Here is a 19204-nt window from a genome sequence, read left to right as displayed (position 1 = left end):
TCGACGATTGTCATATCGGAAAACCAGTTCAGCGATAGATGCGTGCGAGCAGTTCTTCGAGCGTCGTCAGTTCGTCCGGCGAGAAGCGATCCTTGAGCCAGGCTTCATGCTCGACGATAGCGGCCTGCGCCTCCCCGAGCAGCGCCGTGCCGGGCGGAGTCAGGCGAAAGGCGACGCGGCGCTTGTCGGTGGCCGACGGGCTGCGAACCAGCAAGCCGCGTTTCTCGAGGCCATGCACCAGCGCCATCGTCGTCGCGCGGTCCATGTCGAGCGCCCCCGCAAGATCGGTCTGGGCAAGATCAGGGTGATCCCCGGTCAGCCACAGCACCGACACCTGCTTCTGCGTCAGGCCGAGACCGGCGAAATGATCGAGAAAATGCCGCTGCACCGCCCCATGCGCGCGGCGCAGGCGCAGCCCGAGGTTGCGGTCGAGCGCGCGCCGGTCAATCCGCGGCACCGGCCGTCTCCGCTTCCGCCAAACGCTTGATGACCTGCCGCGCACGCACACCGCCCTGGTCGATCGAATAGCCGCGCAATTTCAGATCGGGATTGGCGCCGATCGACCGCTGTTGCGCCTCCAGTACTTCGACATCTTCGAGGAAGACCTGTCCTTGCTGCGCCTTGAAGCGCGCGGTGAAGCCGGCGTCGCCGATGTCGAAGTTGCGCGCCATTCCCCAGAAATAATGAGTCATGGTTTCGCTCTCGGGGGTCATCGCGTCGACGACAAAGCCGCGCACGCCAGAATCGTGATCATCGATCGTGTCGCCCGCCGCGACCGGCGAGACGCCGACGTCGATCAGGACCGAGGAGGGCGGGAGGAAATGGCACACCTGCCAGCGGTCGACCGGCCCGGACGAGCGCAGCGCGTCGCGCCAGAAGGGCGGCGGCTCGATCCCCGGCATCCAGCGGCGCACGCGCACCTCATCGCCCTCGACCAGCGTCTCGATAGGCGCCTCGGCGATCTCGTGCTGGCCGATCGAGCCCTGATGCACCCAAGTCTCGTGCGTGAGGTCCATGAGGTTGTCGATGACCAGCCGATAGTCGCAGGCGATGCGGCAATAGCCGCCGTCAAACGTCCAGCCGGGGGCGCTGCATGGCCAGAAATCGGGGATTAGCGCCGGATCCGCCCGCGCCGGATCGCCGATCCAGATCCAGACGAAACGATGCTTCTCGGCAACCGGATAGAGCTGGGCACATACGCCCTTGGGCACGCGCTCGTTCTTGAGCGGCATCTCGGTGGCGCAACCGTCCGGCCCGACCAGCAGGCCATGATAGCGACAGCGCACCGAATCGCCTTCCTTCAACCCCATCGACAGCGGCAGCAGGCGGTGGGGGCAGGCATCGCGCATCGCCACCACGGAACGGTCGAGCTTGCGGTAGAACATGACCGGCTCACCGCAGATGGTGCGGGCGAGCGGCGTGCGGTCCACTTCCGAATCCCAGGCGGCCACGTACCAGCGGTTGGCTATCCAGGTCATTGCGCCGATCCTCTCCCAAGCGTGTCGGTTCGATATTGTATGTAATACATACGAATATCGCAAGCGGATCGGCGCAGCTGTTTTTCACGGCGCTAAAGCAGTGTTGGGGTTCTCGTGGCCGGCGCGGACGCTAGGTTTGGCGGATGAAGAAGGGACTGATCATCCGCCATACCCCCTATGAGGGGATTGCGGGCTTTCGCGCGCCGGTGGAAGCGGCGGGCTATGACCTCGACCGGATCGACGTGACCGATCCGGCTTTCTCGACGGTGAATTTCAATTCGCCCGATCTGCTGATCCTGATGGGCGGGCCGATGGGCGTGTATGAACGCGATGCGCATCCGTGGATCGATTGCGAAGTCGATCGGCTGGCGAGCCGCATCTCGCTGGGGCTGCCGACGCTCGGCGTGTGTCTGGGATCGCAGATGATCGCTCAGGCCATGGAAGCGAAGGTGTTCGTGGGGCCAGTGCGCGAGGTCGGTTTCGCGCCGGTGACGCTCAATGCCGCAGGGGCGGATTCGCCGCTGCGGCACATCGCTGAAGTGCCGGTGCTGCACTGGCATGGCGATACCTTTCCGCTGCCCGAGGGGGTCGAGTTGCTGGCTTCGACCGAGGGGTGCGCGCATCAGGCGTTCCGCCACGGGCCGGAGCTGCTGGCGCTGCAATTCCATGCCGAGATGGGCGAGGATCCGCGCTTCGAGGAATGGCTGATCGACGCAGACGATTATGTCGCGGGCGCCGGAATGAGCGTTGCGCGGTTGCGCGAGGAGCATGACCGGCATGGGCTCGCGGCGGTTGCGGCGGGGCGGGCGATGATCGCGGAGTGGTTGACGGGGCTGTGAGGTCTGTCGTGCGTTGATGCCGCAGGAGGTGGCCGATGTTCGTCGCGGCTTATTGGTGGAAGGTGCATCCGGGCAAGGAGGAGCAGTTCCGCGCGGCGTGGCGGCGCGGGACCGAGCTGATCCGCGAGAAATATGGCAGCCTGGGCTCGCGATTGCATCGCGATGCCGAGGCCGACGGGCTGACGCGCTTCATCGGGGTCGCCGAATGGCCTGACCGCGCGACCTGGCAAAAGGCGTTCGATGCGAAGATGGTCTATGACGAGCCGGCGACGCGCGCGGCGTTCGTCGATGCGATCGCCGAAGCACCGCGTGAGCCGATGCTGTTGATGGAGGTGACCGACGACCTGCTGGATCGCTCGGTGGAATGAGCGGGCCCGCGCAGCGGCGCGGGCCCGTGCGAAGTTCAGGGACTGTCGGGATTGTCGTCGTCGTGGCCCCGACCCTTGCCGATATCGTGGCCGCGGCCTCGGCCCTTGTCATGGCCATAGCCATAGCCATTGCCGTTGTCCCGGTCGCGACCATAGCCATAGCCGTGACCCTTGCCCTGTTCTGATGCCGGCCCGGATGCCAGGGATAGCTTGGCGGCCGCGTTGGATGCCGGTGGCTTGCCGGTAGCCATGGCGACAGGCACGGCTGCGATCATTGCGATCGCCGCAATTGAGGATTTCATCACGATTTCCTTCGACGTTGCTGGATGCCCAAAGCGCGGCTGGGCGTCCTCGGACGCCTTCGCTTCTATCGCCCGCCGTTGGGCGACACCGTTCTCACGGGCAACGCGATAGCGCTCGCGGCTGCCGCGCGTTCCGCCGGATTTGGGGGCTTTGGCCGAGACGTAGCAGGTGCGGGACGAATGCTCCTATGCAGCAAACCGGTTGGCGGTGGAGCAACGATAGACTGAGCGTTTGGCGCGATCAGCCCAGCTGACGCTTGATCGCGGCGTCGGTGGTCTTGCCATAGGGCGGCTTGAGGCCGCCGAGCTTGGCGACGTCGATCCGCGACTGTTTGAACACGCTCCTGGCGTGGCTGAAGGTGCGGAAACCGGGTTCTCCGTGATAGGCGCCCATGCCCGACGGGCCGATGCCGCCAAAGGGAAGCTCTTCCATCGAGACGTGGAAGATCGTGTCGTCGAGGCTGACGCCGCCCGAAATGGTCCGGTCGAGCACGCGGCGGCGCTCGGCCGCGTCGTTGCCGAAATAATAGAGCGCGAGCGGCCGGTCGCGGCGGTTCACTTCGGCGATGGCGCCATCGATGCTGTCATAGCTGCGGACGGGCAGGATCGGGCCGAAAATCTCCTCCTGCATGACCGTCATGTCGTCGGTCGGGTTGCGGACGATGTGCAGCGGGAGCTTGCGCGCGTTGGAGGTGGTGAAATCCTCGTTCGCCGGGTTGACGGCGATCACCTCGGCGCCCTTGGCGCGGGCGTCGTCGAGCGCGGCGGCGAGGCGCTCGAAATGGCGGTCGTTGATGATCGCGGTATAATCGGGGTTTGCGAGCAGGGTGGGGTACATGGCCGAGGCGGCGCGGATCAGGCCGTCGATCGCTTGCGCTTCCTGCTCGGCGGGGACCATCAGATAATCTGGGGCGATGCAGATCTGGCCGGCGTTGAGCATCTTGCCCATCGCGACGCGTTCGGTCGCTTGGGCGAGATTGGCCGAGCGGCCGAGGATGGCGGGGGACTTGCCGCCGAGCTCCAGCGTGACTGGCGTAAGGTTGTCCGCGGCGGCGTGGAGGATGTGTCGGCCGATGCCGGTCGCGCCGGTGAACAGGAGGTGGTCGAAGGGGAGCGATGCGAACGCCTTGCCGACATCGGGGCCGCCGCTGACGAAGGCGAGCTCGGTTTCGTCGAAATAACGGGGTGCAAGGTCCTCGAACAGCGCGGCGGTGGCGGGTGTGAACTCGCTGGTCTTGACCATCGCGCGGTTGCCCGCGGCGAACACGCCGGCAAGCGGGGACATCACGAGATTCACCGGGAAGTTCCACGGCGAGATGATGCCGACCACGCCCTTGGGCTGGTATTCGATCCACGCCTTGGCGCCGAGCAGGCCGAGCGGGAACATCACCGGCTTCTTCTCACGCTTTGCCCAGCGGTCGACCTTGGCGATGGCGTGCCTGAGCGGGGAAACCGAAGCGGCGATGTCGGTGATCATCGACTGTCGCGGGCTGCGGTGGCCGAAATCCTCGCTGAGCGCGTCGCAGAAGCGGGCGGCGTTGTCCTTGACCATCGCGGCGGCGCGCGCGAGCCGGTCCTTGCGGGTGGCAATGGGGACAGGCAGCTCGGCCATGAACGCGGCGCGCTGGCGGTCGAGAAGGTCGCGCATCAAATCCCCAACCCGTAGAGCCATGCCGGAAAGGCGGCGATGGCGAGCAATGTGCCGAGCGGCAGGCGGCTCGTCATCCCCATTTCGCGGCCGGAGATGCGCATGGCGAGCGCGAAGGCGAGGCCGATGATGCTCGCGGCGAGCAGCACCGGGGCGAGCATCGAGGCGCCGAGCCAGATGCCGATCCCCGCAAACATCTTGGCATCGCCGCCGCCCAGCCCTTCGCGGCCCCGTATGTAACGGTAGGTGAAGCGCGCCAGGGCGAGCAGGCAATAGCCGATCACGCCGCCCGCGATGCGGTCGATCCAGGTCGGGGGGAAAAAGAAGCCGTCGATGAGGCCGGCGAGCGCGAGCGCGGCGGTCAGCGCATTGGGCAGCCAGAAGGCGGCGAGATCGAGCGCGGCGAGCGCGAGCAGCAGCCAGCCGAAGATCGCACCCGCGACACCCTCCCATCCCGGCGCGACGAGTCCGGCGGCGACGCCGATGACGAGCCCGGCGATCTCGGTGCCCGGATGCCCGGGATGGATGCTGCCGCCGCAGGCGCGGCACCGCCCGCGTTGAAGCGCGTAGCTGAGCAACGGCACGAGTTCGTGCGCGCGCAGGGCCTTGTTGCACGAATCACACGCGGAGCGGCCCTGCAGCGCGCTGCGGCCTTCCGGCCAGCGCAGTGCGAGCGTGGCGGTGAAGCTGCCGAAGACCAGACCGAGAATGCCGAGCAGGAGCGGCCAGAGCCAGTCAGGCATTGGCGGGCGGCTTCTTGCGGATGAGGTAGCGATAGACGCCGAAGATGTTGATGCCGAACATCACCACGTTCTGCGACAGCAGCGGTGCGTCGTCACCCATCAATGCGCCCGCGATCCAGGCGATGCTTGAGAGCACGAACAGCGCGAAGCCATAGCCGGTGATGCGGCGGCCGCTGTCGAGCGCCACCATGAAGGCGGCGATGATGCCGCTGATCGAGGCGAACCAGCTGAGCGCGTCGTGCAAAGTCAAATATCGCCTCCGTGTTTTGCAATTGCGAAATGACGCGCCTAGATCGCCGCCAAGTCAACACAACTCGCGGGGAAGCCAACATGTCCACCGATCCTGTCGTCATCGTCTCCTATGCCCGCACGCCTATGGGCAGCATGCAGGGCGTCTTCTCCGACGTGACCGCGACGGAACTCGGCGCGGCGGCGGTCGGGGCGGCGGTCGAGCGTGCGGGGCTGAAGGGCGAGGCGGTCGACCGCATCTATATGGGCTGCGTGCTGCCGGCGGGCCTCGGCCAGGCGCCCGCGCGGCAGGCGGCGCGCAAGGCCGGGCTTCCCGACCATATCGAGGCGACCACGGTCAACAAGATGTGCGGATCGGGCATGCAGGCGGCGATCATGGCTGCCGAGGCGCTGGCCGCGGGCACGGCCGACATGATCATCGCGGGCGGGCTGGAGAGCATGACCAACGCGCCCTACCTCTCGCTCAAGCACCGCAGCGGCGCGCGCATCGGGCACGACCGGCTGTACGATCATATGTTCCTCGACGGGCTCGAGGACGCTTACGAGCCGGGCCGCGCGATGGGGACCTTTGCGGAGGAGATTGCGACGGAATATCAGTTCACGCGCGAGGCGCAGGACGAATTCGCGATCGCCAGCCTGACGCGTGCGCAGAAGGCGTCGAACGGCAACGGGTTCGACCGCGAGATCGTGCCGGTCGAGGTCAAGACGCGCAAGGGCGTGGTCGTGATCGACAAGGACGAGCAGCCGGCCAAGGGCGACGCCTCGAAGATCCCGACCTTGCGGCCCGCCTTCGCCAAGGATGGAACGATCACCGCGGCCAATGCCTCGTCGATCTCGGACGGTGCGGCGGCTTTGGTGCTGACGCGGCTGTCGGTCGCGGAGAAGCTGGGACTGACGCCGATCGCCAAGGTCGTGTCGCATGCCGGGCACGCGCACCTGCCCGCGCGCTTCACCACGGCGCCGGTGTTAGCGATGCAGAAGGCGCTGGAGCGGGCCGGCTGGAAAACCGGCGACGTCGATCTGTTCGAGGTCAACGAGGCGTTCGCCTGTGTCTCGATGATCGCGATGCGCGACCTGTCGGTGCCGCACGACGTGCTCAACATAAATGGCGGCGCATGCGCGCTGGGCCATCCGATCGGCGCGAGCGGCGCACGGATCATGGCGACCTTGCTCGCCGCGCTACAGAATAACGGCCAGAAGCGCGGGCTGGCGTCGCTGTGCATCGGCGGCGGCGAGGCGACGGCGATGGCGGTGGAATTGATCGACTGAGCCTTTGGCGGCCGCCGCTCGCAGCGGCGGCCGTATCGAACGTCAGGCGGTGGCCTTGCGCCTGCGGTTCCACAGGATCAGGCCGATGACGACCATCGTCGCGAGCCAAAAGCCGGTCAGCATCACCAGGAAGCGGCCGATCGGTCCGGCGATTTCGCCGGTGTGAACCGGGTAGGGTAGGGCGATCGCCTTGTAGGATGCGCTCTGCTTGCTGAGTTCGTAAGCCTCGCGGACGCTGGCATCGTTGCCGTTCACCGCGACGGTGCTGCCGGCATAGCCGTCGTCGCGGAAATATTCGCCGGGGACGTTGACGGACACCCACCAGGTCGCATCGTCCGGCTTTTTCGGGAAGGCGGTGCCGACGAAGCGGCCATTGGGAATGGCGGTTTCGGCGGCGCGGGCCACGGCGGCGAAGCCTGCCCCCTTGCCCTGCGGCGCGACCGCCGGAAGCGAGCGGGCCGGGGCGCCAATCGGCCCCTCGATCTGGTGTTCGAAGAAGATGACCACTGCGACGAAGACCACGACGAAGGTGGGGACGACGCCGGCCAGCCCGATTCGGCGATACCAGCCCAGCAGTCTCGCGTCCGCCGGCGTGGCCTGCGAGGGCGCGAACTGGCCGGTGCGGCGCAGCGCCTGCACGCCGAACGCGACGAGGTTCGCCAGCAAGGCAATGCCGGTGATGGCGAGGATCCATTCGCCGGTCTTGCCCGACATCAACTCGAGATGGATCTCGCGCACCGTTTCGAGGAAGGGGGGATCGTCCGCCGGCGTGTCGAGCAGCACCGTGCCGTCGCCCGCGATCCGTGCCGAGCGCTTCGTACCGTCGGCCGCATTGTAGCTGATGAAATAGCGATCCTTCAGGCCGGCAGTGCCCCAAATATAGTTGATCTTGGCCTGGCCGCCCGCGCTGGTCAGCGCATCCATGCGCCGTTCGATCGCGGCGAGATCCTTGGGCGCGGTAACGGTGGAGACGAGCCGGTCGTTGAGTTCGAACTTGTAGGCTATCAGAATGCCGGTGACGGCGAGCAGCAGCCAGATCAGCGCCGAGACGATGCCCAGCGTGCGCAGGACCGTGCGCGCGATCCCGCCCGCCCCTTGTGGATTGATCGTCGATTCAGTCATGCCCTCGTCCCCGCAGTCCCTATGATGCGGGCGTGAGGATGAAGTTGCGCAGACCGCACGGCAACGTGCGTCGGGTCAAATGACAGTGCGTTCGGGCGGGGCCCGGGTAGCCTTGGGTAATGCCGGCCGCGGTCTGCCGGAGACCGCGGCCGGGCTTGTTCAGGCCGCAGCCTTGCGGCGGCGGTTCCACAGGATCAGGCCGAGGACGACCATCGTCGCCAGCCAGAAGCCGGTCAGCATCACCAGGAAGCGCCCGATCGGTCCGGCGATCTCGCCGGTATGGACCGGGTAGGGCAGCGCGATGAACTTGTACGCGGCGCTGGCCTGTTGCAGCGGATGCGCGCTGCGCACGCTGGCATCATTGCCGTTCACGACGACGAGGCTGCCGCCATAGCCCTGCTCGCGGAAATATTCGCCGGGCTGGTTGACCCACATATACCAGGTGGCGTCGCCCGGCTTTGGCATGCCCACGCCGACGAAGCGGCTGCCGGGGATCGCGGCCTCGGCGGCACGTGCGGAGGCGGCGAAACCGGCGCCCTCGCCGTCGGGCGCGATCGGCGCGAGCTTGATCGGCGGCGCGCCGATCGGGCCTTCGATCTGGTGTTCGAAGAAGATGATCGTGGCGGCGAGCACGACGACGAAGGTCGGCACGGCGCCGATCAGGCCAATGCGGCGATACCAGGTCTCGAGCCGGCCACGCGGGGCTGCGAATTCGCTGGTTGCTGCACCCCGGCCGCGAAGCGCGCGGACGAGGAAGGTGACGATGCTCGCGAGCAGCGCGATGCTCGCGAACGCCAGTATCCACTCGCCGGTCTTGCCCGCGACGAGCGTCAGGTGGATCTCGCGCGCCCATTCGAGCGCCGTCGCCTGATCGCCATGCACGTCGAGCAGCACGTTGCCGTCGCCGGTAATGCGCGCGGCGCGGTGTTCGCCGGTGGGGGTCAAATAGCTGATATAATAGCGATCCTTGAGGCCTGCGGTGGACCAGATGAAGTTGACCTTGGCCTGACCGCCCGCATTGGCGAACGAGTCCATGCGCCGCTCGATTGCGCCGAGATCCTTGGGCGGGGTGGCGGACGAGATGCGGCTGTCGTCGATCTCGAACTTGTAGGTCATCAAGATGCCGGTGATCGCCACCACGAGCCAGATCAGCGCGGCGATGACGCCCAGCGCGTTCAATACCGTGACCCAGGCCGGCCTGGTGCCCGCGCTCGAATGTTCGACAGCTTCCGTCATCGCCGGTTCCCCTCAATGTCCCAATTGCGCGGGAGGATGGAATCAGGCGCGGCGGGCGGCAATCGGCGCATTCGGGTCAGGCGCGAGACAAATGGGTAGCGGTCTGGCGGGTAGTGTCAGGGCAGCTCTTCGCCGGGTTCAGTGCCCCAGATGCGGTTCTGCTCGACATAGCCGGCGCGGCCACGCACGTCGAACCAGCACCAGCCGCGTTCGCACCGGCTGATCCGCCCGACCACGCCCGGTGCCGCGCGCCAGTTGACGCGGCCGTTGAGGCGAGGTGCGTCGCGCAGCTCGACGATGCCGCCGACGACATAGCCGGTGCGCTGGCTCGACATCAGCTGGACCTGCATCCAACCCTGGGTGCCGTCGGGATCCTCGATCTTGCGCCAGTCATTATAGACCTCGACCACCTTCACCGGCAGGTCGGCGCGCTGGTAGAGCCAGCTGGCGGGGTAGTTGCGGCCGGGACCGGTGCGCATGCGCGCCTTCGACGCGGCGATCGACGCGTAATAGGGCGGCTTGCGCTGCTGCGCCCAGGCCTCGCCGAGCGATGTCGCCACCAGGCCCAGCGTGATGATGCTGATGATGGCCCAAAGCCGCACGCGCATTATAGAACCCCTTCATTGCCCGATCTGTTTAGTGCCGGCCGATGCGTGGCATCAACCATTGACTGACGCAGACGGCGGGGCCAATCGATCTGACATGGCACAGCAGCGTCCCCGCGTCGTCGTCACCCGCGATCTGCCCGACGGCATCGAGCAGCGGATGGGCGAGCTGTTCGATGCCGCCTTCAACCCGACAGACGCGCCGATGGATCGTGCCGCGCTGGCGGCGGCGATGGCGGATTGCGACGTGCTGGTGCCGACCGTGACCGACCAGATCGACGCCCAACTGATCGCGGGGGCGGGCGAGCGGCTCAAGCTCATCGCCAATTTCGGCGCGGGCGTGAACCATATCGATTTGAAGGCGGCGAGGGCGCGGCGGATCGTCGTGACCAACACGCCCGGCGTGCTGACCGAAGACACTGCCGATATGACGATGGCGCTGATCGTCTCGGTCCCGCGGCGGCTGGCCGAGGGTGAAAAGCTGGTGCGCTCGGGCCAGTGGAAGGGCTGGTCGCCGGGCGGCATGCTGGGGCACCGCATTGGCGGCAAGCGGCTCGGCATTGTCGGCATGGGGCGGATCGGCCAGGCGGTGGCGCGGCGCGCGCGCGCGTTCGGGCTGTCGGTGCATTACCACAACCGCCACCGCCTGCCGAAAGTGGTCGAAGCCGAGTTCGGGGCGGAATGGCATCCGAATCTGGACGAGATGCTGGCGAACATCGACATTCTGACGATCCACACGCCGCTCAACGACGACAGCCGCGACCTGATCGACGCGCGGCGGATCGGGCTGCTGGGGCCGCAAGTCTATCTGATCAACGCATCGCGCGGCGGAATCGTCGACGAGGATGCGATGATCGAGGCGCTGGAGGCCGGAAGGCTGGCCGGCGCGGGGCTCGACGTCTGGCGGTTCGAGCCCGAGATCGATCCGCGGCTGCTGGGGCTGCCCAATGTCGTGATGACGCCGCATATGGGATCGGCGACGCTGGAAGGCCGCGTCGCGACGGGCGAGAAGGTGATCGCGAACATACGGTTCTGGGCCGACGGGCACCGGCCGCCGGATCAGGTCTTGGAAGGCTGGATCTGATCTTCGGCGGCTTCGCGCCGTTTCTTGAGCGCGCGGGCGATCAGCAGCCCGCCGAGGATGAAGCCGCCGGGGGCAAGCAGCACCGCTGCGGCGATACCGGCATTCTTCCAGCGCGGGTCGAGCGAGGGTCTGGCCGCCGGTTTATCGTCACTCACCGAAACGACCTCTTGATATTGTGCGCTTGCGAAGAAATACTGCGAGCATGCACCGCGCGTCGCGACCCCCGCTGGACCATCGCGACAAGGGCGTCAACTGATGCCTGCCGCGCCGCGGATCACCTTGCTGACCCGCGTCGCGCTACCGATCGAGACGGTATTCGAGCTGTGGACCCTGCCCGCGCATATCCAGCGCTGGTGGGGCGGGAGCCGGGGCCAAGTGCTGCACGCGAGCGTCGATGCCCGGCTCGGCGGCATGTTCTGGGTCGCGGTCGCGCTGCCCGGCGAGCAGGGCTATGACAATTTCGGCAAGTTCACCGGCGTCCATCGCGGCGAAGCGCTGACCGTGGATTGGGACCATGGCCGCGGCCGGGTGTCGCAACTGGTCGTTCAACTGCTCGCGCAGAAGGACGGTTTGACCGAGGTGACGCTGACCCATCGCGAATTTCCGGACGAGCGCATGCGCGATTTCCAGCTGGAGCGCTGGCAGGATGCGCTGGCGGCGTTCGACGCCTATGCGGCCGAGCTCAGACCGTAAAGCTCTCGCCGCAGCCGCACGCGCCCTTGGCGTTCGGATTGTTGAACACGAAGCCGGCGGTGAAATCGTCCTCGACCCAGTCCATCGTCGAGCCGATCAGATAGAGCACCGAGCTGCCATCGACGAACAGCGTGCCGCCGGGCGTGTCGATCCGCTCGTCCATCGGGTTCGCCGCGGTGACGTAATCGACCGAATAGGCGAGGCCCGAGCAGCCGCGGCGCGGGGTCGAGAGCTTGACCCCGATCGCGTCGGCCGGCGCGGCCGACATCAGGTCGGCGATGCGCGCTTCCGCGCCGGGGGTCAGCAGGATCGCGGCCGGGCGGGCGCGGGTCTTCACTTCGGTCATCACAGCATTCCCAGTTCGAGCCGGGCCTCGTCGCTCATCTTCTGCGGATCCCAGGGCGGGTCCCAGACGAGATTGACCTCGGCATGGCCGACGCCGGGGACGGCGCCGACGCGCAATTCGACTTCGCCCGGCATCGATTCGGCGACCGGGCAGTGCGGCGTGGTGAGCGTCATCGTCACCACGGCATGACCTTCATTGGTCACCTCGACATTGTAGATCAGGCCGAGGTCATAGATGTTCACCGGGATTTCCGGGTCGTAGATTTCCTTGAGCGCATCGACGATCGCATCATGCGTCGCGCCGCCGGGTTCACCGGCGGGGACGTCCGATGGCTTTTGCGAGAGGAAGCCTTCGAGATAGTCGCGCTTGCGCTCGAAGGTGTCGCGCGCTTCTTCGACGCGCGCCTTTGGGGGCGGCGCGACCGCCTCAACTTCCTCGATCTCGATCTTGCCCTGCTCGTTCACCCGAAGATCCTCGTCACTCGTTCGATTCCCTTGACCAGCGCGTCGATGTCGGCCGCGCCGTTATACACCCCGAAGCTCGCCCGCGCCGTTGCCGCCACGCCCAGCGAGTCCATCAGCGGCTGCGCGCAGTGATGGCCGGCGCGGATCGCGACATTACCCTCGTCCAAGATGGTGGCGACATCGTGCGGATGCACCCCCTCCACCTCGAAACTGACGATCCCGGCGCTGTCGGCGGGGCCGAAGACGCGGACTGAGTTGAGGCTGGCAAGGGCTTCGCGCGTGCGGGTAACCAAGGCGGTCTCGTGCGCGTGGATGCGGTCGAGGCTGATGCCGTCGACATAATCGATCGCGGCGTGCAGCCCGGTGACGCCGACGATATGCGGCGTGCCCGCCTCGAATCGGCCCGGCGGCGGGGCATAGGTGGTTTTCGCGAAAGTCACGCGGTCGATCATCGATCCACCGCCCTGATAGGGCGGCATCGCGTCGAGCAGATCGTAGCGGCCCCAAAGCACGCCGATGCCGGTCGGGCCGTAGAGCTTGTGGCCCGAGAAGACGTAGAAGTCGCAGTCGAGATCGGCGACGTTCACCGCGAGGCGCGGGACCGCCTGACAGCCGTCGAGCAGGATCTTCGCGCCGACATTATGGGCAAGTGCGGCCGCGCGCTTGGCGTCGAGCACCGAGCCGAGGACGTTCGAGACATGGGCGAGTGCGACCAGCTTGTGCTGCGGCGTCAGCATCGCCTCCATCGCGTCGAGGTCGATGCGGTGGTCGTGGGTCAGCGGGACGACATCGATCGTAGCGCCGGCGCGCTCGGCAGCCATCTGCCAGGGGACGATATTGCTGTGATGCTCGAGCTGGCTGAGCAGGATGCGGTCGCCGGGCTTGAGGTTGGTTTGCGCCCAGCAGGTCGCGACGAGGTTGATCCCTTCGGTCGCGCCGCGGACGAAGACGATCTCGTTCTCCTGACCGCCGATGAACTTCGCGACGCGGCGGCGCGCGGCTTCGAACGCCAGCGTCATGTCGGCCGAGCGCTGGTACACGCCGCGATGCACGGTGGCATAGGTCGTGTCGTAGCTGCGCGTGATCGCGTCGATCACCGGCTGCGGTTTTTGCGAGGTCGCGGCGGTGTCGAGATAGGCCCAGCCGGTGGGGATCGCGGGGAAGTCGGCGAGGACGTCGAGCGGGGCGGTGGCGGTGAGCGTGGTCACAGCGCCGCCTCCAGCCACGCGTCCGCATCGGCCTTGAACGCATCGCGCACGCTCTCCTCGCCGATCCGGTCGAGCGCGTCGGCGACGAAGGCGTGGGTGAGCAGCGCCTTGGCCTGCGGTTCGGGGATGCCGCGCGACTGCATGTAGAACAGCGCCTTGGCGTCGAGCTCGCCGACCGTCGCGCCGTGCGCGCACTTCACGTCGTCGGCGAAGATCTCGAGTTCAGGCTTCAAGTTGATCGTCGCGGTGCGCTTGAGCAGCAGGCCGCGCAGCGACTGTTCGCCATCGGTCTTCTGCGCATGGCGCGCAACCTCGGCGCGGGCGGCGAGGCTGGCGGTCGAGGCGTCGGCGGCGACCGCGCGCCACACCTGGCGGCTGGTGCCTTCGATCGCGGCGTGGTGGACGGCGACGGCAGCTTCCTGCTTCTGCTCGCCGCGCGTGAGCAGCGCGCCGCCCATTTCGGCGAAGGCGCCGACACCGTCAAGGCGAAGGAAGCCATCGATGCGGCTGCCCATCCCTCCGGCGCCGAGGAAGGTCGCGACATAGCTGGCGGCCTCGCCGATGCTGGCCTCGTCGCGGATCGACACGAAGCCTTCGTCCTGCAACAGGCGGACGGCGCGCATCAGGCGCGCGCCCTTGCCGAGCGAGAACTCGCTCAGCCGGTTCGACCAGCCACCCCCACTATAGGTTTCCACAACCGACACCACCGCGTCATCGTCGAGGACAAACCGCAAAGGTAAGTGGCTTTCCTCGCCCACGACGACATGCTCGATTTCAATCGGAGCGGTGAATGATGCCGGCGGGAATCTCAGCTCATAACCTTGGCCAGCAGCGAATTGCCCAAGCGGGTGCGTGGAGGTGAATTCGACTCGCTCAAGCGTCAGATCGCCGGGTTCACTGAAATCAGGATCATAATAGCCGTCGATAAATACCAGGCGCGGCCCGTCACCAATGCGAGCCGTCGACCCCACATGACCCGCGACGCGTTTGATCTCACGCGCTGCTTCAAGCGTGGCCATGTCGGACCAGCGCCATGCTTCGTCACGGGCGGAGGGGAGGGTGAGCGTATCCATGCGCTTAGGCAGCCACCTGCGCATAGCCCTGAGCTTCAAGCTCATGCGCCAGCTCCGGCCCGCCGGTGCGGGTGATGCGGCCGTCGGCGAGCACATGCACGAAGTCCGGCTTCACATAATCGAGCAGCCGCTGATAATGGGTGATCAGCAGCACCGCCTTGTCGGGTGCGCGCATGATGCGGTTGATGCCGTCGCCGACGATCCGCAGCGCATCGATGTCGAGGCCGGAATCGGTCTCGTCGAGCACCGCGAACTTCGGGTTCAGAATGCCCATCTGCACCATCTCGTTGCGCTTCTTCTCGCCGCCGGAAAAGCCGACATTGACGGGGCGCTTGAGCATCTCGGCGTCCATCTCGAGCGCGCCGGCCTGGGCGCGCGCGAGCTTGAGGAACTCGGCGCCGGAGAGCGGGGCCTCGTCGCGCGCGCGGCGCTGGCTGTTGAGGCTCTCGCGCAGGAACTGGACGTTGGAGACGCCCGGGATTTCGACCGGGTATTGGAAGCCGAGGAACAGGCCGGCCGCGGCGCGTTCGTGCGGGGGAAGGTCGAGCAGGTCCTGGCCGGCGAAGGTGACGGTGCCGCCAGTGACTTCATAGCCGGGGCGGCCGCCGAGGACATAGCCGAGCGTCGACTTGCCCGCGCCGTTGGGACCCATGATCGCATGCACCTCGCCCGCATTCACGGTGAGGGTGAGACCCTTGAGGATCGGCTTGCCGTCGACTTCGGCGTGGAGGTTGGTGATCTGGAGCATCGGGCTTTCTGTCACTTGGGTTCTTCGACCTGCGGGCCGCTGAAGGTGATGGCGGGCGGGCCGTTATCGGCCTTGGGCGGGGGCGGGAGTTTGCCGAGGCGGTTGGGGTCGTCGTCTTCCTTCGCGATCACTGCGGGGCCGACAGCGGGTTTTTTGGGCGCTTCGGGCTTGATCGTGACGCCGAGGCCGAAGACGGCGGGCGGCTTCGACTTGGGCTCGACCGCGACCAGCGCCGTGCCGCCCTTGCCGCAATATTCGCTGCCTGTGGTCGATGTGATGCAGTCGGGAAGCGAGTTACACGCCTTGTCGTCGATCCGCCGCGTGCCGCTGGAAACGAACACGCGACAGTTGATCAGGCGGCCGTCCGCCGCCTTGTCGAAGATCAGCGCGACGCGGCCGACCTTGGCCTGGACGACGATTTCTTCGTATTCGTCGGCGGTGGCGGCGGGCGCTTCCTGCGGGACGGCGGCGAGGAGCAGGGCAAGGGCGAGGCTCACGGACGCTCCCCTTCGTCACCCCGGCCTTGAGCCGGGGTCCCGCTATTGCGGGCGGTCGAAGAAGCGGGACCCCGGCTCAAGGCCGGGGTGACGAGGAGTGGGAGAGGGAGGCGGGTCATCCCACGCTGCCCTCGAGGCTGATCCCCAGCAGCTTCTGCGCCTCGACGGCGAACTCCATCGGCAGCTGTTGCAGCACTTCCTTGGCGAAGCCGTTAACGATCAGCGCGACCGCAGCCTCCTGATCCAGCCCGCGCTGCATCGCGTAGAATAGCTGGTCCTCGCTGATCTTCGACGTGGTCGCCTCATGCTCGATCTGCGCGGAGGGATTGCGCACCTCGATATAGGGCACGGTATGCGCGCCGCACTGGTCGCCGAGCAGCAGGCTGTCGCACTGGGTGAAGTTGCGGACATTCTCCGCGGTTGGGCCGACGCGGACCAGGCCGCGATAGGTGTTGTCGCTGCGGCCCGCGCTGATGCCCTTTGAGATGATCGTCGAGCGGCTGTTCTTGCCGAGATGGATCATCTTGGTGCCGGTATCGGCCTGCTGGCGGTTGTTGGTCACCGCGACCGAATAGAATTCGCCGACGCTGTTCTCGCCCGCCAGCACGCAGCTGGGGTATTTCCAGGTGATCGCGCTCCCGGTCTCGACCTGAGTCCAGCTGACCTTGCTGTTCTTGCCCTGGCACAGCGCACGCTTGGTCACGAAATTATAGATGCCGCCCTTGCCGTTCTCGTCGCCCGGATACCAGTTCTGGACGGTCGAGTATTTGATCTCGGCATCGTCGAGCGCGACCAGCTCGACCACCGCCGCGTGGAGCTGGTTCTCGTCGCGCATCGGGGCGGTGCAGCCTTCGAGGTACGAGACGTAGCTGCCCTTGTCGGCGACGATCAGCGTGCGTTCGAACTGGCCGGTATTCTCGGCGTTGATGCGGAAATAGGTCGACAGCTCCATCGGGCAGCGCACGCCCTCGGGAATGTAAACGAAGGTGCCGTCGCTGAAGACCGCGCAGTTCAATGCCGCAAAGTAGTTGTCGTGCATCGGCACGACCTTGCCGAGCCACTTGCGGACCATGTCCGGATATTCGCGGATCGCCTCGCTGATCGAGCGGAAGATGACGCCGGCCGCTTCGAGCTCGGCGCGGAAGGTGGTGGCGACGCTGACGCTGTCGAACACGGCGTCGACGGCGACGCGGCGCGAGCCTTCGACCCCGGCGAGCACCTTCTGCTCCTCGATCGGGATACCGAGCTTCTCATAGACGCGCAGGATCTCGGGATCGACCTCGTCCAGCGAGCCGAGCTTCGGCTTGGCCTTGGGCTCGGCGTAATAATAGGCGTCCTGATAATCGATCGGCGGCACGTCGAGCTTGGCCCAGTCGGGCGCGGTCATCGTCAGCCAGTGGCGATAGGCCTTGAGCCGCCACTCCAGCATCCATTCCGGCTCATTCTTCTTGGCCGAGATGAAGCGGACGGTGTCTTCGGACAGGCCCTTGGGGGCGAACTCCTGCTCGATGTCCGAGCTGAAACCCCACTCATATTTCTTGTTCGCGGCGGCGAGCGCCTCGGCATTCTTGGTGGCCATCAGGCGACTTCCGGTTGGCGTGAGAGCGAGGCGAGGGTGACGCCCGCGAGCGTGCCGCGCACGGCCTCGTTGACGTGATTCCAGTGCGGCTTCACGCGGCAGCTCTGCTCGATGCAGCAATCGTGCTTGCCGTGATCGACGCAGGCGGTGAGCGCGATCGGGCCTTCAATCGCCTCGACGATGTCGGCGAGCGTGATCGTCGCGGGCGGGCGGGCGAGGCGAAAGCCGCCGCCGGTACCGCGCGCGGATTCGATCAGGCCAGCGGACGAGAGACGGCTGACCAGCTTTTGCACCGTGGGAAGCGGCAGGCCGGTCTCGTCGGACAGTACGGTCGCGTTCAATCGCCCGCTGATCCCGCAATGACGGGCCGCAGCGGAGAGCATCACGACGGCGTAATCTGTCTGGGCCGAAAGGCGCATGCGCTTCTTGTTGGACCTCCGCGCAACAGCGCTACGGGCTGTTGCGAATAGTTCTCAAATCGGAATGATTCGTTCCGATTGGCAGATGGGCGTTTGCGCCATCACCGTCAACCCGCCTGGACTGTTGCACGAGATAGTTCCCCTATCCCGGTCATTCTGCTTATGGGGCGGCCATGCTCTACGACCTGCTCAAGCCGCTGATCTTCACCGTCGATGCCGAGAAGGCGCATCGGCTGACGATTCGAGCGGCTGCGTTGTCGGGCGGATCGAAGCCGCCGCGGGTACGGCCGGTGACGATCGCGGGGCTGGAGTTTCCCAATCCGGTCGGGCTCGCGGCGGGGCTGGACAAGGATGGCGAGGCGATCGACGGGCTGTTCGGGCTGGGCTTCGGCAGCGTCGAGATCGGATCGCTGACGCCGCGCCCGCAGGCCGGCAACCCTAGGCCCCGGCTGTTCCGGCTGGCCGAGGACCGCGCGGTGGTGAACCGCATGGGGTTCAACAATGGCGGGATCGACGCGGCGCTGGCGCGGGTGGCGCGCGCGAAGCGGCCCGGCGTGCTGGGCATCAATGTCGGCGCGAACAAGGACAGCGACGACCGCGTCGCCGACTATGCGCTGGGCGTGGGCAAGGCGGCGGCGGTCGCTGATTATGTGACGATCAACGTCAGCTCGCCCAACACGCCGGGGCTGCGCGACCTGCAATCGCGGCCGGCGCTCGACGAGTTGCTGGCGGCGTCGAACGCGGCGCGGCAGGGGAGTGCCGACAAGGCTGTGCCCCGCACACCCTTGTTTCTCAAGGTCGCGCCCGATCTCGACACGGCGGGGATGGACGGCGTAGTGCGCGCGGCGATCGACAACAAGGTGGATGCGCTGATCGTGGGGAACACCACCATCTCGCGGCCCGGGACGTTGCGCTCGGCTTTGGGGAGCGAAACGGGCGGGCTGTCGGGTCGGCCGCTGGCGGCACTGGCGCGGGTCAAGCTGGCCGAGGCATTGGCTGCGACCGGCGGACAGTTGCCGGTGATCGCCGTTGGCGGGATCGACTCGCCGGAAGAGGCGCTGGCGCGGCTCGAAGCGGGCGCGGCGATGGTGCAGGTCTATTCTGCGCTGGTCTATGAAGGTCCCGGGTTGGTGCGGCGTATCCTCAAAGCCCTTTGACGGGGTGGCTTCCGGGCCGTTACGTTCCTGATCCAAAACGCGCTGGCACGAACCTGCGCGACAGGAGTTGGAACAGG

24 protein-coding genes are annotated in these 19204 nt (G+C 66.7%); 6 read left to right on the top strand and 18 right to left on the bottom strand.

The genetic code is table 11. From position 1 onward, the window contains the following. Positions 1-28 precede the first annotated feature (28 nt). Positions 29-457: a MarR family winged helix-turn-helix transcriptional regulator gene (locus tag M9978_RS04045; protein ID WP_254291576.1), complete on the bottom strand. Its 429-nt coding sequence runs from the start codon at positions 455-457 to the stop codon at positions 29-31. Beyond that, positions 444-1478, bottom strand: a complete 1035-nt coding sequence (locus M9978_RS04040; RefSeq protein WP_254291575.1) for a Rieske 2Fe-2S domain-containing protein — start codon at positions 1476-1478, stop codon at positions 444-446. Before M9978_RS04040 ends, M9978_RS04045 begins: the two co-directional genes overlap by 14 nt. 143 nt (positions 1479-1621) lie before the next feature. Here M9978_RS04040 and M9978_RS04035 point away from each other — a divergent pair, with 143 nt between their 5' ends. After that, positions 1622-2317 carry a glutamine amidotransferase gene (locus tag M9978_RS04035; RefSeq protein ID WP_254291574.1) on the top strand — a complete coding sequence of 232 codons (696 nt, stop codon included), beginning with the start codon at positions 1622-1624 and terminating at the stop codon, positions 2315-2317. A gap of 35 nt (positions 2318-2352) precedes the next feature. Beyond that, entirely contained in the window at positions 2353-2685 is a 333-nt protein-coding gene (locus tag M9978_RS04030) for an antibiotic biosynthesis monooxygenase family protein (RefSeq protein WP_254291573.1), read from the top strand. A 35-nt stretch (positions 2686-2720) separates the two neighbouring features. Here the strand turns inward: M9978_RS04030 and M9978_RS04025 are convergent, their stop codons facing one another. The 4 genes from M9978_RS04025 to M9978_RS04010 all read right to left on the bottom strand — a co-directional run bounded on the left by M9978_RS04025 (position 2721) and on the right by M9978_RS04010 (position 5628). Beyond that, positions 2721-2987 carry a hypothetical protein gene (locus tag M9978_RS04025; RefSeq protein WP_254291572.1) on the bottom strand — a complete coding sequence of 89 codons (267 nt, stop codon included), beginning with the start codon at positions 2985-2987 and terminating at the stop codon, positions 2721-2723. A 241-nt stretch (positions 2988-3228) separates the two neighbouring features. Beyond that, positions 3229-4635, bottom strand: coding sequence for a coniferyl aldehyde dehydrogenase (locus tag M9978_RS04020; RefSeq protein WP_254291571.1), 1407 nt, complete (start codon positions 4633-4635; stop codon positions 3229-3231). After that, on the bottom strand, positions 4635-5378 hold the full coding sequence (locus M9978_RS04015) for a prepilin peptidase (RefSeq protein ID WP_254291570.1): 744 nt from the start codon (positions 5376-5378) through the stop codon (positions 4635-4637). The genes M9978_RS04020 and M9978_RS04015 overlap by 1 nt, the downstream gene beginning before the upstream one ends. Then, entirely contained in the window at positions 5371-5628 is a 258-nt protein-coding gene (locus M9978_RS04010) for a hypothetical protein (protein WP_254291569.1), read from the bottom strand. Before M9978_RS04010 ends, M9978_RS04015 begins: the two co-directional genes overlap by 8 nt. 80 nt (positions 5629-5708) lie before the next feature. Here M9978_RS04010 and M9978_RS04005 point away from each other — a divergent pair, with 80 nt between their 5' ends. Then, the gene (locus M9978_RS04005) at positions 5709-6896 is read left to right on the top strand and encodes an acetyl-CoA C-acyltransferase (protein WP_254291568.1); all 1188 of its coding nucleotides are present in this window, start codon (positions 5709-5711) and stop codon (positions 6894-6896) included. Positions 6897-6938: 42 nt separating this feature from the next. Here the strand turns inward: M9978_RS04005 and M9978_RS04000 are convergent, their stop codons facing one another. The 3 genes from M9978_RS04000 to M9978_RS03990 form a co-directional block, all read right to left on the bottom strand. Continuing rightward, positions 6939-8018 (bottom strand): PepSY-associated TM helix domain-containing protein, encoded by a 1080-nt coding sequence (locus tag M9978_RS04000; RefSeq protein WP_254291567.1) that lies wholly within the window; start codon positions 8016-8018, stop codon positions 6939-6941. A 159-nt stretch (positions 8019-8177) separates the two neighbouring features. Then, positions 8178-9254 carry a PepSY-associated TM helix domain-containing protein gene (locus tag M9978_RS03995; protein ID WP_254291566.1) on the bottom strand — a complete coding sequence of 359 codons (1077 nt, stop codon included), beginning with the start codon at positions 9252-9254 and terminating at the stop codon, positions 8178-8180. A gap of 116 nt (positions 9255-9370) precedes the next feature. Further along, the gene (locus M9978_RS03990) at positions 9371-9862 is read right to left on the bottom strand and encodes an SH3 domain-containing protein (protein WP_254291565.1); all 492 of its coding nucleotides are present in this window, start codon (positions 9860-9862) and stop codon (positions 9371-9373) included. 94 nt (positions 9863-9956) lie between these two features. On the opposite strand from M9978_RS03990, the gene M9978_RS03985 reads away from it, so the two are divergent. Continuing rightward, entirely contained in the window at positions 9957-10943 is a 987-nt protein-coding gene (locus M9978_RS03985) for a 2-hydroxyacid dehydrogenase (protein ID WP_254291564.1), read from the top strand. Here M9978_RS03985 and M9978_RS03980 read toward each other — a convergent pair. Beyond that, positions 10919-11098 carry a hypothetical protein gene (locus M9978_RS03980; RefSeq protein WP_254291563.1) on the bottom strand — a complete coding sequence of 60 codons (180 nt, stop codon included), beginning with the start codon at positions 11096-11098 and terminating at the stop codon, positions 10919-10921. The two genes, M9978_RS03985 and M9978_RS03980, sit on opposite strands and share 25 nt — an antisense overlap. A gap of 100 nt (positions 11099-11198) precedes the next feature. Here M9978_RS03980 and M9978_RS03975 point away from each other — a divergent pair, with 100 nt between their 5' ends. Beyond that, positions 11199-11636: an SRPBCC family protein gene (locus tag M9978_RS03975; protein WP_254291562.1), complete on the top strand. Its 438-nt coding sequence runs from the start codon at positions 11199-11201 to the stop codon at positions 11634-11636. Here the strand turns inward: M9978_RS03975 and M9978_RS03970 are convergent. From M9978_RS03970 to M9978_RS03935, 8 genes are all read right to left on the bottom strand, one after another. Further along, positions 11626-11982 carry a HesB/IscA family protein gene (locus tag M9978_RS03970; RefSeq protein ID WP_254291561.1) on the bottom strand — a complete coding sequence of 119 codons (357 nt, stop codon included), beginning with the start codon at positions 11980-11982 and terminating at the stop codon, positions 11626-11628. The two genes, M9978_RS03975 and M9978_RS03970, sit on opposite strands and share 11 nt — an antisense overlap. Further along, complete coding sequence (locus M9978_RS03965; protein ID WP_254291560.1) at positions 11982-12446, bottom strand: SUF system Fe-S cluster assembly protein; 465 nt, start codon at positions 12444-12446, stop codon at positions 11982-11984. Before M9978_RS03965 ends, M9978_RS03970 begins: the two co-directional genes overlap by 1 nt. Then, positions 12443-13654, bottom strand: a complete 1212-nt coding sequence (locus M9978_RS03960; protein WP_254291559.1) for a cysteine desulfurase — start codon at positions 13652-13654, stop codon at positions 12443-12445. The genes M9978_RS03965 and M9978_RS03960 overlap by 4 nt, the downstream gene beginning before the upstream one ends. Beyond that, positions 13651-14727, bottom strand: coding sequence for a SufB/SufD family protein (locus M9978_RS03955; protein WP_254291558.1), 1077 nt, complete (start codon positions 14725-14727; stop codon positions 13651-13653). Before M9978_RS03955 ends, M9978_RS03960 begins: the two co-directional genes overlap by 4 nt. A gap of 4 nt (positions 14728-14731) precedes the next feature. Continuing rightward, a complete protein-coding gene (gene sufC / locus M9978_RS03950) occupies positions 14732-15475 on the bottom strand; it encodes a Fe-S cluster assembly ATPase SufC (RefSeq protein WP_254291811.1) in 744 nt (247 codons plus the stop codon). 11 nt (positions 15476-15486) lie between these two features. Continuing rightward, the gene (locus tag M9978_RS03945; RefSeq protein ID WP_254291557.1) at positions 15487-15972 is read right to left on the bottom strand and encodes a hypothetical protein; all 486 of its coding nucleotides are present in this window, start codon (positions 15970-15972) and stop codon (positions 15487-15489) included. Positions 15973-16087: 115 nt separating this feature from the next. Beyond that, positions 16088-17551, bottom strand: a complete 1464-nt coding sequence (gene sufB / locus M9978_RS03940; protein ID WP_254291556.1) for a Fe-S cluster assembly protein SufB — start codon at positions 17549-17551, stop codon at positions 16088-16090. Further along, positions 17551-17970: an SUF system Fe-S cluster assembly regulator gene (locus M9978_RS03935; protein ID WP_254291555.1), complete on the bottom strand. Its 420-nt coding sequence runs from the start codon at positions 17968-17970 to the stop codon at positions 17551-17553. Before M9978_RS03935 ends, sufB begins: the two co-directional genes overlap by 1 nt. Before the next feature lie 173 nt (positions 17971-18143). On the opposite strand from M9978_RS03935, the gene M9978_RS03930 reads away from it, so the two are divergent. Further along, a complete protein-coding gene (locus tag M9978_RS03930; protein WP_254291554.1) occupies positions 18144-19127 on the top strand; it encodes a quinone-dependent dihydroorotate dehydrogenase in 984 nt (327 codons plus the stop codon). Positions 19128-19204: the final 77 nt, after the last annotated feature.

The sequence above is a fragment of the Sphingomonas tagetis genome, from assembly GCF_024211275.1.
Classification (GTDB): domain Bacteria; phylum Pseudomonadota; class Alphaproteobacteria; order Sphingomonadales; family Sphingomonadaceae; genus Sphingomonas; species Sphingomonas tagetis.
This window is presented reverse-complemented; position numbering and strand designations above follow the sequence as displayed.